The sequence below is a fragment of the Terriglobia bacterium genome, from assembly GCA_020073085.1.
Lineage (GTDB): Bacteria > Acidobacteriota > Terriglobia > JAIQFV01 > JAIQFV01 > JAIQFV01.
Map to the genome: position 1 here is coordinate 138,600 of JAIQFV010000001.1, position 14,572 is coordinate 153,171.

The 14,572-nt window shown below is 57.7% G+C and carries 14 protein-coding genes; 7 read left to right on the forward strand and 7 right to left on the reverse strand.

The window, feature by feature from the left end; genetic code table 11:
- Position 1 precedes the first annotated feature (1 nt).
- Genes LAO21_00565 through LAO21_00590 form a run of 6 tightly spaced genes read right to left on the reverse strand, consistent with a single transcriptional unit; the run spans position 2 to position 5,595 of the window.
- Positions 2-493 (reverse strand): adenylyltransferase/cytidyltransferase family protein, encoded by a 492-nt coding sequence (locus LAO21_00565; GenBank protein MBZ5551179.1) that lies wholly within the window; start codon positions 491-493, stop codon positions 2-4.
- A gap of 44 nt (positions 494-537) precedes the next feature.
- Positions 538-1,554 carry a hypothetical protein gene (locus LAO21_00570; protein ID MBZ5551180.1) on the reverse strand — a complete coding sequence of 339 codons (1,017 nt, stop codon included), beginning with the start codon at positions 1,552-1,554 and terminating at the stop codon, positions 538-540.
- Complete coding sequence (locus LAO21_00575; GenBank protein ID MBZ5551181.1) at positions 1,551-2,147, reverse strand: HAD family hydrolase; 597 nt, start codon at positions 2,145-2,147, stop codon at positions 1,551-1,553. Before LAO21_00575 ends, LAO21_00570 begins: the two co-directional genes overlap by 4 nt.
- Before the next feature lie 11 nt (positions 2,148-2,158).
- Complete coding sequence (gene waaF, locus LAO21_00580; GenBank protein MBZ5551182.1) at positions 2,159-3,202, reverse strand: lipopolysaccharide heptosyltransferase II; 1,044 nt, start codon at positions 3,200-3,202, stop codon at positions 2,159-2,161.
- Between the two features lie 36 nt (positions 3,203-3,238).
- Positions 3,239-4,282, reverse strand: a complete 1,044-nt coding sequence (gene lpxK / locus LAO21_00585) for a tetraacyldisaccharide 4'-kinase (protein MBZ5551183.1) — start codon at positions 4,280-4,282, stop codon at positions 3,239-3,241.
- Positions 4,279-5,595, reverse strand: a complete 1,317-nt coding sequence (locus LAO21_00590; protein MBZ5551184.1) for a 3-deoxy-D-manno-octulosonic acid transferase — start codon at positions 5,593-5,595, stop codon at positions 4,279-4,281. The genes lpxK and LAO21_00590 overlap by 4 nt, the downstream gene beginning before the upstream one ends.
- A gap of 281 nt (positions 5,596-5,876) precedes the next feature.
- Here LAO21_00590 and LAO21_00595 point away from each other — a divergent pair, with 281 nt between their 5' ends.
- Positions 5,877-6,515 (forward strand): hypothetical protein, encoded by a 639-nt coding sequence (locus LAO21_00595; protein MBZ5551185.1) that lies wholly within the window; start codon positions 5,877-5,879, stop codon positions 6,513-6,515.
- Positions 6,516-6,535: 20 nt separating this feature from the next.
- On the opposite strand, the gene LAO21_00600 is transcribed toward LAO21_00595, so the two are convergent.
- A complete protein-coding gene (locus LAO21_00600) occupies positions 6,536-7,369 on the reverse strand; it encodes a hypothetical protein (protein MBZ5551186.1) in 834 nt (277 codons plus the stop codon).
- A gap of 219 nt (positions 7,370-7,588) precedes the next feature.
- Here LAO21_00600 and aroE point away from each other — a divergent pair, with 219 nt between their 5' ends.
- The 6 genes from aroE to hisC all read left to right on the forward strand — a co-directional run bounded on the left by aroE (position 7,589) and on the right by hisC (position 14,514).
- On the forward strand, positions 7,589-9,097 hold the full coding sequence (gene aroE, locus LAO21_00605) for a shikimate dehydrogenase (protein MBZ5551187.1): 1,509 nt from the start codon (positions 7,589-7,591) through the stop codon (positions 9,095-9,097).
- A complete protein-coding gene (gene thrB, locus LAO21_00610) occupies positions 9,094-10,026 on the forward strand; it encodes a homoserine kinase (protein ID MBZ5551188.1) in 933 nt (310 codons plus the stop codon). The genes aroE and thrB overlap by 4 nt, the downstream gene beginning before the upstream one ends.
- A gap of 33 nt (positions 10,027-10,059) precedes the next feature.
- Positions 10,060-11,151 carry an ATP phosphoribosyltransferase regulatory subunit gene (gene hisZ / locus LAO21_00615; protein ID MBZ5551189.1) on the forward strand — a complete coding sequence of 364 codons (1,092 nt, stop codon included), beginning with the start codon at positions 10,060-10,062 and terminating at the stop codon, positions 11,149-11,151.
- 260 nt (positions 11,152-11,411) lie between these two features.
- Positions 11,412-12,059: an ATP phosphoribosyltransferase gene (gene hisG, locus LAO21_00620; GenBank protein MBZ5551190.1), complete on the forward strand. Its 648-nt coding sequence runs from the start codon at positions 11,412-11,414 to the stop codon at positions 12,057-12,059.
- Positions 12,059-13,378, forward strand: coding sequence for a histidinol dehydrogenase (gene hisD / locus LAO21_00625; protein ID MBZ5551191.1), 1,320 nt, complete (start codon positions 12,059-12,061; stop codon positions 13,376-13,378). The genes hisG and hisD overlap by 1 nt, the downstream gene beginning before the upstream one ends.
- Before the next feature lie 23 nt (positions 13,379-13,401).
- The gene (gene hisC / locus LAO21_00630) at positions 13,402-14,514 is read left to right on the forward strand and encodes a histidinol-phosphate transaminase (GenBank protein MBZ5551192.1); all 1,113 of its coding nucleotides are present in this window, start codon (positions 13,402-13,404) and stop codon (positions 14,512-14,514) included.
- Positions 14,515-14,572 lie beyond the last annotated feature (58 nt).

The following is a 14,572-nucleotide window of genomic DNA, read 5'->3' on the forward strand; positions in this document are numbered from 1 at the left end:
CTCAATTCCTTTCCCCGCGTCTTCCGAGGACCCGTCGAATCAAGTCGCGTGTGGAATGGTCCTTGGGATCCCCCACAATCGCTACCTCTCCGCCATAGGAACGGACCGCTTCGCGTTCAGGAACGGTCTCTTGCGTATAGTCCGTTCCTTTGGCGTGGACATCTGGACGAAGCGCTTTAATCAAGGGCTCCACCGTCGGATCGTCAAACACCGTGACATAATCCACACATTCCAGCGCCGCCACCAACCGAACCCGGGCGGCCTCTGACATCAGAGGTCGCCCCGCATCCTTGATCTGCCGCATCGAACGGTCACCATTCACTCCGACCACTAAGACATCGCCCAGTGCTTTGGCCCCCCGAAGATAGCGGATATGACCCACATGCAGGACATCAAAGCACCCGTTGGCGAGCACAATCTTATGGTTTCCGGCGCGTTGAGCCGCAACGACCGTCCGGAGGGTGGCGAGGTCAAGGATCTTCTTCTCAGTCATGATTTCGAGGATTCCAAAGCGTGGATCTGCGGGGGCGGAGCGCCCTACTTGACATCGGACTCCACCGCCGCCACGAGCTCTTCGCGGCGGATTGTCGCCGTGCCATGTTTCATAACGACGAGACCTCCGGCATAATTGGAAAGGCGTGCCGCCTGTAAAAAACCGGCCCCACACGCCAGGGCCAGCGTGAAGACGGCAATGACCGTGTCCCCGGCGCCCGTGACATCTGCCACCTGGTCCGTGCCGTAAATGGGGAGGTGGCGGGTAGTCCGGCCGGGTTCAAAAAGGGCCATCCCCTCCTTGCCGCGAGTGATGAGCAGGGCCTTTGTATGCAGCCGCTTCAGCAGCCTCCTTCCCGCCACTTCCAGCGCCGGGAGATGGTTGCCGATGGCTATCCCCAGCGCGGCCTCTACCTCCGGCTCATTAGGGGTCGCAGCAGTAAAGGATTTAAAGCGGAGGATCTGATACCTCGAATCCACATTCAGCGGAATGGGCCGATTCCGAATCGCGGTCCTCAGCGTGTCCAGACTCTCGGAACTGATCATCCCCGATCCGTAATCAGACACAAGGATCCCATTCATTTTGGGGACGATTTCACTCGCCTTTTTGATCAACCGCTCCCGGACCTTCACATCCGGGGGCGCCGGGGCCTGCCGGTCGATGCGGACCACCTGTTGGTGGGTGGTATGCGCGGAGCCCGCCAGGATGCGGGATTTGGTCGTCGTTGAAAACCCCTTGTCCATCAAAATCCCGGTCGCCGGAACTCCTTTGCGGCGGAAGAACTGAACCAGTTGGGCACCCTGTGCATCCCGCCCGACGATGCTGAACGGAAATACCTTGGCGCCCAGCTCAACCAGGTTGTTCGCCGCGTTGGCCCCTCCGCCCGGAAAAATCTCGGTACGCCGGTGCTTCAAAATCAACACCGGCGCCTCCCGGGAGACCCGCGAGATTTCGCCATCGACGTACTCATCGGCCACGAAATCGCCCAACACCAGGATCCGGGCCTTTGAGAATTGATCGATGGTCCGGAGCAGGAGTTCACATTCCTTGGACTCGATCATCGGCGATGTTCCCTTCTTGAATGTATCAGGATTTTCTTCACAGCCTGCAAAAGGTTCGTGCAGACCCAGTCCGGCTGAAACCCCCATTGGGGAAGGTGATACTCGAACTCCCCCCGGCCGTATCCCGTCATCACGAGGGCGCTTCTCAATCCATGAAGGGCTGCCATTTCGATGTCACTCCGGCGGTCTCCAACGATGTAGGATCGGGACAGGTCCACGCCCAGTTCCCGTTCAGCGCGGTCCAACATCCCCCGGCCCGGTTTTCGGCACTCACAGTTGAGACGATACGGCGGTTCTCCGACATCGGGGTGATGCGGACAGTAATAGATGGCATCGAGGTGCGCTCCTCTGGATTTCAATGTCCGGGCGATCTTCTTATTGACCTTCACCACGAGGGACTCCGGGAAATATCCGCGTGCCACCCCTGCCTGATTGGAGATGATCACGGCCTTCGCGCCCGCCCGATTGATGGCGCGCACCGCTTCGGCGCTGAAAGGATAGATTTGACAGCGGGAGGGATGATTGACGTATCCGACCTCCTCGCACACGGTCCCGTCGCGATCCATAAACACGGCAAAAGGCTTTTCTGACATGTAAAAGGAACTCAATGTGAGAGCAGATCAGCCGCCACGCGGTAAACGTCTTCGACCGAGACGCCGGTCATGCAGCGGTGGTCCAGCGGGCATTCTCGAAGCAAGCAGGGACTACATGATACGGGATGCTTGACCACGCGGGTATGCGGTCCCACGGGCGCTGTCGCCTGCTCATCAGTCGGCCCGAAGATGGCCAAGGTCCGGGTGCCAACAGCGGCCGCCAAATGCATCGGCCCGGAATCATTCGTCACGAAGAGGGAACAACATTTCAACAGCGCGGCCAGGTCCCCCAAGGTGGTTTCCCCGCTGAATATCTTCGCAGGGTGTCGCATTTCACGCGCAATAGAATCGGCCATGGCCCGCTCGCTGGCCGAGCCAAAGATTAGCACAATGGCTCCCAAGGCATCAACGAATCGATCCGCCAAGGCAGCATATCGCTCTGGAAGCCAGCGCTTCGCTGTTCCGTAAAACGCCCCTGGATTCAGTCCAACGAGCAGCTTTCCCTCCACGACTCCCTTCGCCGAGAGAAGTAGGCGCGCTCTTTGATGGTGTGCTTCGGAAATCTCAAGCGATACCCCTGGAACGGGGGGGAGCGCAGGAATGAAGCCGGACTGCCTCAGGATTTCGAGGTAGTATTGAGTCTGGTGCTGCAGCAGAATTTCCCCGGGAATACTGAGACGGCGTGTCAGAAGCAGGCTTCTTCCATCGGTGGCGTAGCCAATGCGTTCGGGAATGTCTGCCTTCCAGGCCAGGTAGGCACTTTCAAAGGAGTTCGGGAACATTATCGCCACATCGAAACGCCCCCGAGCCAACTCCGAGATGAACCTCGATCGGCCTCGCCACCCCCGGTGCTGGAGAGAACGATCGTAGATCTGAATATGATCCACGGCAGAAGTCCTCTCAAAAATTTCACTGACCCACGGGCGCACCGCCAGGGTGATCTCTGCCTCCGGCCGGGCCCGCCGAAGGGCCTCCAAAGCGGGGATCGTGAGAATGGAATCTCCCACCCAGTTCGTTCCACGAACCCAGATCCTTGTCCGGTAAGGTGTCGTCATGCGAGAAAACCCGGAAACAGAGAAATCCTTCTTCGATCAAGTCAACAGAGAGTGGAGAAATCGAGCTTCGTCGTCCAATTTCATCTCAATTTCGAAGATATAGCACGGCCAATTTCCAAACGCTCGGGGCGGGAGGTTCATCGCGTCCTTGGCAGTGGTGATGAGAGCCTCTGCCCCGCACTCCATGGCATGCAGAATAATGTTGCGTGTATCAGAGGGGCTGTAGCGATGGTGGTCCGGATAAACCAGGGATTCTGTCACGGTGAGTCCATGCCCCCGCAAATCGCGAAAGAATTGGGTCGGTTGTGCAATCCCACAGAAGGCGACCAGCTTCCTTCCTTGGATCTCTTCGACCGGCCCGAGACTCCTACTTTCAGTCATCGACACTCCAGTGCAGTGCCGATGAGCGCTAAACAGTTCGGCCGAAGGGCAGAGGGCCTTCCACCGTTCCGGGGTGAACTGTTCGGGGGGGGAGTCCCCGCCCTTCACCAGAACCACGATGTCAGCCCGCTGGATCGCCTGGGGAGACTCGCGAAGCCGGCCCAGGGGGATGACTTCGCCATTATCAAAGGGTCGATCTGCATCAAGGAGCAGAATATTCCGGTCGCGTGCCAGTTTCAGATGCTGGAAGCCGTCATCCAGCACAATCCAATCCACTCCAAGATGTGACTCGATCCATTGTGCGGCCCGCCACTTGGGAGAGCCCACCACGACTGAAACATCGCGCAGTCGTTGGGCCATCAGTTGGGCTTCGTCTCCAGCTTGTAACGCCTCTGTGAACATGGTCTTCCCATCTGAGACCAGGCAGATCGCCCCCCCATGCCCCGATCTCCTTTTGTATCCTCTGCAAAGGATGGCCACCGATAGTTTCTGAGCCCGGAGCAGTTCTGTTACCTGCATCGTGAAAGGAGTCTTCCCTGACCCGCCAAGCGTCAGATTCCCAATGCTGATCACCCGCGGGGCCACCTTGACGGTTTTCAAAAGTCCCTTCTCATAAAGATGGGCGCGCAGATTCACTACTGCGGAATAGAGGGCAGCTCCCGGCCGAAGGCAGATTCTCAGTAGCGGGCTTTGGATCATAGGAGTTTCATGATCATTTCGACTGTACGTGCCGTTGCCCCGGAGCTCTTGGCAACCAGCGCTCGCCCCCGTTCGCCGATGACTCGTCCCTGGGCCGCATCTTCAAGCAATGTGATGGTGGCTGAAGCCAGTTCGTCGGCATTTTCAACCTGCAGGGCTGCTTTGTGGCTGAGAAAATCCTCGGCCATCTTCTGAAAGTTGGACATGTACGGGCCAAACAGGACGGCGACCCCGGCTGCGGCGGGTTCAAGAATGTTGTGCCCGCCTTTCTTCACCAGGCTGCCCCCGACAAAGGCGACTTTCGCCAGCGAGTAAAGGGCCGCTAGCTCGCCGACCGAGTCCAGCAGGAGAATGTCGCGATGGCGTCCTTCACCCCCCTCGAGCTGGGAGCGACGGACCACGCTGAAACTGAATTTGCCCACCAGATTGGCAACCGTGTCAAATCGCTCGGGCCGGCGGGGCGCAAGAATCAGCCGCGCAGCCGGGATTCGCGCCTTGACTTCTGCGAAAGCCCTCAATACAAGTTCTTCCTCACCCTCCGCCGTACTTCCGGCTATCCACAAGGACGAGCCGTCCTGACCTAAAAACCTCTCGCGGACCAGATTCTGCCCCTCCTCGGACTTCCCGCTCAGCTGAATATCGTACTTCAGATTCCCGCACACCCCGACCTTTTCAGGCGGCGCTCCCAGCGTCCGGATGCGCTCCGCATCTTCTTCTGTTTGCATGAGGAAGAGATCGATCTCGGGCAGGAATCGACGCAGGAATCCCTTGATCTGCCCATACCAATGGAAAGACTTTTCCGAAATGCGTCCATTTACAACCACCAGCTTGATACCCTGCCCATGGGCCTCGTGAATGAAGTTTGGCCACAGTTCGGTCTCCGCCAGGCAGACCAGCGCGGGTTGGATGTACCCGAGGCTTCGCCGGACATTCCGACGCCAATCGAACGGGTAATAGAAAAACCCGCTCGCCCCCGAGATTCGCTCGCGCGCATTCTGCTGCCCGGTGAGCGTGGTTGTGGAGATGAAGATCTTCCGGGTAACTGCACGGGCTCTGAGCTGCGACACCAAGGGTGCGATCGCGTTGCTCTCCCCCACAGAAACGGCATGGATCCAGATCGCCCCCTTCGAGCCCTGGTGCAGTTCCCGGGGAAGTCTTCCCGTCCGCTCGATCAGGCTGACAACGTATTTTCCGTGTCTCATGGCCTGCACAAGGAAGTAAGGCAGGAGGAGCACAAATCCAAGGCACAGAAGAATACTGTAAAGGGTGAACACTGGTTGACCTGTAATGAGGCGACGCGAAAATACGGACAAGAAAATATAACGGATGGGCGGTTCATGCGCCAAGCGATTTTGTGCGCGGGGGTGATTCCTCTGTCCGATAGACCCTGGGCGGGGTCCTTTTCAGGCTCTCGAAAGGAGAAGAAGGGCTCGAGACGGGACCAACTTCCTTTGGGTCCCTGAAGAGTCTATCCGTATTGGTTCGTTTCCTGGAGTTTCACCGGAGGAGAGCAACATTTGACAGTTTCGTGGGGCTCCTATAAATTTAATGCCGCTGATTGCTGACCCGGGTTGATCTCGGGAGGAGTTCGTCAATGCAATGTCCCTTGTGCGGCAGTCGCAAGGCCAGGCGGTCCTGCCCTGCCAAATCCGCTCGGATTTGCGGCGTGTGCTGCGCCACGAAACGGGAAATTGAAATCGATTGTCCGCCGTCCTGCAGCTATCTTCGAGAGGGGTACCAGTACGCCATGGAAAAGAATCCCCTCGAACAAAGGGCGCGCTCGATGACCCTCGGTCGGACCTTCGACCGCGGATTTCTCCTGGAAAATGAGAGATTCTTGATGGAGGTCTCGAGCGTGATCAGGGAAGGCTATAAGTCGGTCCCGCAATTACATGACTCGGACATCGTGGGCGCGTTCGCCGCCCTCGAAAAGACCTATCGAACTCTCGACAAGGGGCTTTATTACGACACCACCCCAGAAGGGGGATTGGGGCAATTCCTGTATTCAAAACTCAAAGAAAGCATCGATCTCAAAATGCAGAATCCCGATGCCCACGGTCGCCGCCTGAAGGTCTCGACGGTGATCGACTGCCTGGTCTTTTTGCAGCAATTTGTTCAATTGAAGGGCTCGGGCCGCCCTCTGAGCCGAGGATACCTTTCCCACCTCGAGGAAGTTTTCGAGCACGCTCCCAAGGATGCTCCGTCGGAGGAGCCGCGCATATTGCTCGCGTGACCTCCCTCCCTGGACTCAGTTCAACGCAACTCCACCCGATCCCCGAGGGTAATCTCCTCATCGCTCTTTGTAACGATCGCCGTCGAACTATTTTCTTCGGTCTGCAAGATCACGCATTCTCCCAGAATCTGCCGTGGAAAATGCCCCGTCTTTCCCACCTTTGAATAAAAGACTTGATTATACACGTTGACCGCGCCTTCACTTGCGGACCGGGAGATTCGCAGGGTTGACCCGACCTGGACGCCCTGGTTGGTCCCCACATTAAGATACACGATGGACCCTTGACCCAACTGTACCTCTCTCCACTTTGAGTCGATGATCTGTCCTTCGGCCTTCCCTGATGAAGGAGCAAAGTGGTCCATGACTCCGCCTGCTCCCGCCGGCGGCAAAAGCCTGGATTGGGGCGCAACCACCCAGTCTCCCACGAGCAGGGATTGACAGGAAAAAACGATCTCCGCGACCACGATGTTGTCCCGAATATCCACAATCTTGACATGGGCGATATCGCTGTAAAGGGTCCCCAGATTTTTGAATTTCTGGACGGTGCGGATGATGAATAATTCCTGGCCCTTTTGAAAATTCGACAATGTCCCGTTTCCCAGGTAAACCAGGTCTCCGGTGACTAGTTCGTTCTTCAGCCGTCCCTCTTCAGCACCCAGTACTTCTCCAATGCGGGAGATTTCTCCCTCCGCAATGAAGCCGCTGCAATAGGTATCACTGTAGGATGCAGCGGTAGGCGCTGATTTAGGGGGCAGAGCCATTGCGAGCGGCGCCATGGCCGTCCCCAGCAAGAGCCCGACTATCAAGAGCTGCCAGATGCCGAACTTCACTTGATCTTTTCTTCTGGACTCCATAGAACCTCCGACATGCCTGTGGATCGAGGCGTTGGATATTTAGCGCAGAGCTTAACGGGCCATGGCTCGGTTGTCAAATGTCCTGACGGAAACCGGGCACAAAATCAACGCGCGCCTGCTTATGGGAATTGATACAATAGGCTGTCATTCATAGGTGTGTCGGCCGTCACACAATGCACGAAATCCCTTGCGTCCAAACCACTCAAGGCCAGGTCACCTTTGCCCCGATCCGTTTATGAGTCTCTGTGCGTACCCGTCGCGGAACCCACTGCACGACGTGCTTTAGCTGCGATGGAACAGGCGAAAAAGCATGCCCGATGGATTGAATTGCGGCTGGATTACCTCGATTCAACCCGCCAGATCGACGAACTACTCTCCCGGTTGAAGGGCATCTCTCATCTCCGGCATACCCTCATTTTTACACTCCGCAGGAGGAATGCGGGAGGAAGGTTTGGAGGGAGCATCGCCTCGCAGCTTCTCTGGTTGGGCCGGGCCGCCACCCTCGGACAGTGGCTGGATCTTGAGATTGAGACGATTCGGACACAGGGAACGCAAATCGTTTCGCAGTTGCAGCGAATCGGGGCCAAGCTGATCGTTTCCTCCCATGATTTCAAAGAGACTCCGACCCATTTGGAGCATCTTGCGAAACAGCTTCTGGAAACCGGCGGCGATTTGATTAAGATTGCAGTTCAGGCGAATTCACTCTCGGACGCAGCCCGCCTTTTGAGTATGCAGTGTAAGCTGGCTCGCCGGGGGCACCGCAGCGTCGTGCTCGGGATGGGTGCCTGTGGGGCGGTAACGCGGGTCCTCGGTCCCTCGCAGGGAGCGGAGTTCACCTACGCGGCCCTCACCCGGGGAAAGGAATCAGCGTCCGGGCAGTTGACCGTCTCGGCGTTGGAGAAAATCTTTCGAATTGACCGGATCAACTCGAGGACTCGGATCTATGGCCTTCTCGGCTGCCCCCTTTCCCACTCATTATCCCCTGCTCTCTACAATGCCGCATTTGCGCAACTGGGCATAAACGCAATTTATCTTCCGTTTGAAACTGGCGTGCTGGACGATTTTCCCTTCTGGACAAAACGGCTCAAGGTTAAAGGGCTCAGTGTCACCCTCCCCCACAAAGCAGGGGTCGTGAAGTTTGTGTCGAAGCAGGATCCTGCGGCGAGGCACGTCGGCGTTGTGAACACTCTGCGTCGAAGGCAAGGGCGGTGGTTCGGATATAACACGGATGCCCGGGGAATCGAGAAGCCTTTGGAGGAACTTGGACTCCACTTGAAGGAATCGGAGGTCCTGCTTCTGGGAGCGGGAGGCGCCGCCCAGGGGGTGGCGGCTGTTCTTCGCGAGAAGGGGGCGAAGGTCTTGATTTTGAACCGGACCCTCGCGACGGCTCAAAAACTGGCCAGGAAATTCGACCATCGAGTGGTTCGGCAGGAGAACCTGCGGAATCATCACTTTGCCCTCATCGTGAATGCCACCTCCGTCGGCATGTGGCCCGAGGTCAACAAGGTTCCCATTGACCTGACTGAGGTAAGTGCGGACGTTGTCTTTGAATTGATTTACAACCCGCCCGAAACGCGGTTGTTGCGGGAGGCACGGCGTCGAAAGATGCAAACCATTTCAGGAATGAAGATGTTCATTTCCCAAGCTGAAGCTCAATTTAAGATCCTGACCGGGAAGAAACTGCCCACCGCGATCTGGCAGGAGATCGCACGAAGGGGTTTTTCATGAAGGCATCCAAAGCGAACTTTCAATTTCTGATCCGAGTCCCTGCCTCGACCTCCAACCTGGGACCGGGATTTGACGTCCTGGGGTTGGCCGTCAACCTCCACTTGGGGGTCGGTGTGGAGCCCTCTGCCAAAGGGTCGAATGTTCTCCTCTTCAAGGGGGTGGGCAGCGACGTGCTTTCGCAGGAAGGCTCCAACCTGATTCTCCGGGTCGCCCAGCAAGTGGCGCGCGCCGAAAGGGTCTTACTCCCTCCCCTGCGATTGACGATACACAATGAAATCCCCCTGGCTCGCGGGTTGGGAAGCAGCGCCGCCGCCATCGTGGCTGGAGTCTCCCTGGCAGAGCTATTCTCCCGGCGCCCGTTCCCTCCTTCCCGGATTCTGGAATATGCCCTGGAGTTTGAATCCCATCCCGACAACCTCGCCGCTTGCCTCATGGGCGGCCTAACGGCAGCGCGTCTCGATCCCCCGCGTTCCGCTTATTTCTTGCCGCTGTCCATCGATCGCCGTCTGAAAGTTGTTTTTGTCGTTCCTGAGTTTACTGTATCGACCGTCAAGGCTCGCCGGGTGCTACCGCGACGGTATGCAAGGGAGGATGTGGTAACCAACCTTCAAAACGCCGTTTTGCTTTCTCAGGTCCTGAGTAAGATCCCAGGCCACCCTTTACGACGCCTTTTCGTCGATCGGATGCATCAACCCTTCCGCGCTTCCCTGGTCCCGGGACTTCAGGAGGCGCTCGCCCTGCCCCAGCTCCGCGGTCTGGTCGGGGTCTTCCTGAGCGGGTCAGGACCAACACTGGCCGCTTTGGCTACTGAGAACTACCGAACCATCGGCCGCGCGCTCCAGAACTGCTTTTCAAAACATGGATTGTCATCTACAATTGCCGTTCTGAATGTCGATCGAAAAGGAAGAAGCATCAAGCGTCTCGCCTAAGAATTCCATCCCGGCTGCCAACCTCGCGGACACATGGATGCATTGACACAGATCCCTTTGGGCACACAGGTCCTCCTGGGTGAAAAGGCGCGCGCCAGGCGGCGCGTCGAGACGATGGTCACGAGCGTCTTTGAGGGGTGGTCTTACGACGAGATCATTCCCCCACTCTTCGATTACATGGATGTTTTCGAGCGAGGGGTGGGCGCCGAGCTCGGGAAAAAGGTGTACCGTTTTCTCGATCGGGAGGGAAACATCCTGGCGCTTCGGCCCGAATTCACCTCGCTGGTCGCCAAAACCGTCGCCTGCCGGATGAGCGAGTCGCCGAAACCGATTCGCTTGTATTACTCAGGCGAGGTCCTGCGCTATGAGCCTCCGCGAGGGGGTCAACAGCGGGAATTCTCTCAGATCGGCCTGGAACATATCGGGGGACCCCGACTCGAGGCGGATGTCGAGGTCCTGGCAATTGCAATCGAGGTACTCACGCGGCTCGGCCTGAAGGATTTTCAAATCAATCTGGGTCACATGGAGTACTTTGCCGGCATCGTTGAGCGAATGGGTTTTGAACCCGCCGTTTTGCAGAGGCTTCGCGAACTGATCGACATCAAGGATAAGACCTCGCTCCGGGCAGAACTCGGCAGCCTGAATCTTAAGGACCGCCGTCAGGCCACCATGCTGGCCATCCCGGATCTGACCGGGGGACGCGCGGTCCTTCGCAGGGCGCGTGAACTGGTCAGCAATGAGCGTTCGGTCGCGGCATTGGACCATTTGGAAAGGATTACTCGAACCCTCTCCGCCCTGGGATTCGCCCGGCACTTGACCCTTGACCTCAGCGAAGTGCGCGGGCTGGAGTATTACACGGGAACGGTATTTCGCATCTTCGTTCCGGGACTCGGGTTTGAGGTTGGGGGCGGGGGACGCTATGACAAATTGTTCTCCAATTTCGGCGCGGCGTGGCACGCCGTGGGGTTCTCATTCAGCCTGGAGCGGTTGATGCAGAGCGCCCGCCTCAGATCTATCCCCCGTCATCCTTTGCGACGATTCAAGCTGAAGCCAGATCACCTGAGGCGACAATTCGCCGACATTCTCAGGGAACGACGGTCTGGCCGTCGGATCAAGCTGGAGTAGGGCGGGGGTTAGGGAAGAGGTAATAGGGAATAGGTGGTAGGTGGTAGGTGGTAGGTGGTAGGTGGTAGGTGCCGGGTGTCAGTGAAACCGTTGCCAGTTCTCGGTGGCCGGGTGATAAAGCCGGAGGCCAGAGGCGAGAAGTCAGAGGTAGGAAATTGGAGGTCGGAAGCCAGAAGAAGCATTCGGGCGTTAACTTTGAACTTGGAACTTTGAACTGGGTTTTTGGACTTTGGACCTTGGACTTGGAACTTTGAACTCCTATGTTAACCGTTGCCATCTCCAAAGGGCGATTGTTCGATCCATCCCTGGAAATGTTCTCACAGCTTGGATATCGGGTTCATGCCCGTGAGGCAGAGTCGCGCAAGCTGGTGGTTGTGGACCGCCGGGGCATGATTCGGTTCATTTATGTAAAACCCGCCGACGTGCCGGTTTACGTCGAGTATGGAGTCGCCGATTTGGGGATCGTCGGACTGGACGTGCTGTTGGAGGCCTCGCCCGATGTTCACCAGCCCCTGGATTTGAAATTTGGAAGATGCAAAATTGTCGTGGCAGCGCTCGAGGGGTCCAAACAGGGTGGCGAACAGGACAGAGTTTCCACCTTGCGCGTCGCCACCAAATATCCCCGCCTCGCCGCAGAATATTTCACCAGGCATGGCGTCCCGGTAGAGATTATTGTGCTCTCCGGGTCGATCGAACTCGCCCCGGTGCTCGGATTGGCAGACTGCATCGTGGATCTGGTACAGACGGGAGTTACACTGAGGCAAAACGGTTTGAAGATCGTCCATGTGATCGGCGAATCGTCGGCCCGGCTGATCGTCAATCGCGCCTCTTATCAACTGCGGCGCGAGCCAATTTCTGAATTGTTGGAGCAGATCGAGCGCCTGGTGGCTCGCGGCACGACCCCATGATCGAAATCATTCCCGGATCCCAATACCAAAGTCACCCCAAAATACGGAGAATTCTCTCCCGCCGACAGAGTATGGATCCGAAGGTTTTTCGAGCGGTCGAGGCCATCGTCGGAAGGGTCCGGAAAGACGGCGACTTGGCGCTGCGACAACTGACTCAGAATCTGGATGGGGTGCAACTTCGGGCGATCCGGTTTCCATTTTCAAGGATTGAGCGACAAGCCGCGCGGGCGTCAGCCGCTCTCCGCCGGGCGATCGCGCAGGCCCGCCACCATATCGAAGCGTTCCATCGACGGCAGGTTGAGAGATCCTGGACAATCTCCCGGGGCTTTGGCGCCTCTGTAGGCCAGCGGTTGACTCCGATCGCCGCCCTGGGACTTTATGTTCCCGGCGGCACTGCCGCTTATCCTTCGACCGTCCTCATGAATGCCATCCCGGCCCAGGTTGCCGGGGTCCGCCGGATCGCTGTCGTCACTCCTCCCGGCAATCTGGAGCACAATCCCGGGCTCGCCGCGGCCCTGGTGGAACTGAATCTGGAGGAGGTTTACGCTGTGGGGGGAGCCCAGGCGGTGGCCGCACTCGCCTATGGCACCCCGACTATTCCCCGTGTCGATAAGATTGTGGGGCCCGGCAACCGATACGTCGCGGCCGCGAAGCGCATGGTTTACGGAACTGTGGACATTGATATGATCGCCGGCCCCAGTGAGGTGGTGGTTGTGGCGGACTCGACCGCCCAAGCCCGGTGGGTCGCCGCCGATCTGCTCGCCCAGGCCGAACACGATGTTCATGCGTCCGCCATCTGTATTACCCGTTCTAACGATCTTGCTCGTCGAATACAAGACGAGGTTGAAGAGCAAATGGCTTGGCTTGAACGAAGCGCCATCTGCCGGCGTTCCATAGACGCGCTGGGCGCGGTCATTGTGGCTCGAAGCCAGTCTCAGATAGAGATGATTGTGAACGAGCTGGCACCGGAACATTTGGAACTGCACCTCCGACGGCCCGAGCCGTTCAGCCGAAGAATCCGGAATGCAGGAGCCATTTTCCTGGGCGCCTATTCCCCTGAGGCGGTAGGAGACTACTTCGCAGGGCCGAACCACGTCCTCCCCACGAGTGGGACGGCACGCTTCTCATCCCCGCTGGGCGTCTACGATTTCATCAAGCGAACCTCTATTATCCGATATTCAAGAAAGCGATTTGAACGAGATGCCCGTGCTATCATCCAGCTTGCGCGGGCGGAACAGCTGACCGCCCATGCCCGCAGCGTCGAGATCCGCTTGAGGGGAAAGACTATCGAGACTAAGTCCCTCAAACGAACCGATTGAACCGAGGTATGACCGCTTTCCCCATGAATGTTTTTCTAAACAAGATCAGGCCGAATGTCCGGGAGCTTGTTCCCTATTCGCTTGAACACGTGGATGCGCGTGTGAAACTTGATATGAACGAGAACCCCCTGGATACTCCCGAGGTCATCAAGGCGGCAGTGATTGAACAATTGCAGCATCGGGAATGGACGCGGTATCCAGAGCTGGTTCCTCGTAGATTGCTCACCAAACTCTCGCGGTTTGTGGGGTGGCCGGAGGACGGCCTTCTCGTAGGCAACGGCTCGAACGAAATCCTGAAGACCATTTTGATGGCCGTCGCGGGTCCGGGTAGTCGGGTGACCGTGGTTCAGCCCTCGTTCTCCGTCTACCAGCAGCTCATCAGGATCACCGGGGCGGAGTACCGTCCCGTGCTTCTCACTCCAGAGCTGCAATTCGACATCGAAGCCATCTGCCAGCAAGCCCGGGGGTCGGACCTGACCATTGTTTGCGTCCCCAATAACCCCACGGGCACACGGCTCGACCCCGAGGCCATCCGCGAGATTCTCAGTTCCACTTCGGGGCTGGTCATAGTGGATGAGGCGTATCATGAGTTCAGCGGAATGAGTTGCTTTGACCTGCTTCGGAAATTCTCGAACTTAATCCTGCTTCGCACTTTCTCGAAAGCCATGGCGATGGCTGGACTTCGTATCGGCTACTTGCTCGCGGACCCTCAAATCACCGCCGAGGTCGCCAAGGCGAAACTCCCTTACAACCTCAATTTCGTGTCGATCGCAGCGGCCGAGGCGGGCCTGGATCATATCGAACTGCTCCAAGCCAACGTCCAGCGAGTCATTGACCTGCGTGCCACGCTCACGGCCCGGCTGAACCGGATGGCGGGAGTTGAGACATTTCCTTCCGGTGCAAATTTCATTCTTTTCCGAACACCTCTGCCCGGGTCGGCGTTGTTCGAATCCTTGTATGCCCAATCGGTCCTGGTTCGAGATGTGAGCAAAGCCCCCTTGCTCGATCGTTGCCTCCGCGTCACGGTGGGCAATGCGGAGGAGAATGAAGTCTTTCTCGCGGCGGTGAAGAGGTCTTTGCTCGAGGGAGTTGTCCCGCACGTCCCCATGAAGGAAGACAACCCCGGAATTCTTTGAGTCCGGAGACGAAGTGGATACACCCGCGCGGCACGGCGACTCAGCGCACCAGTGAATT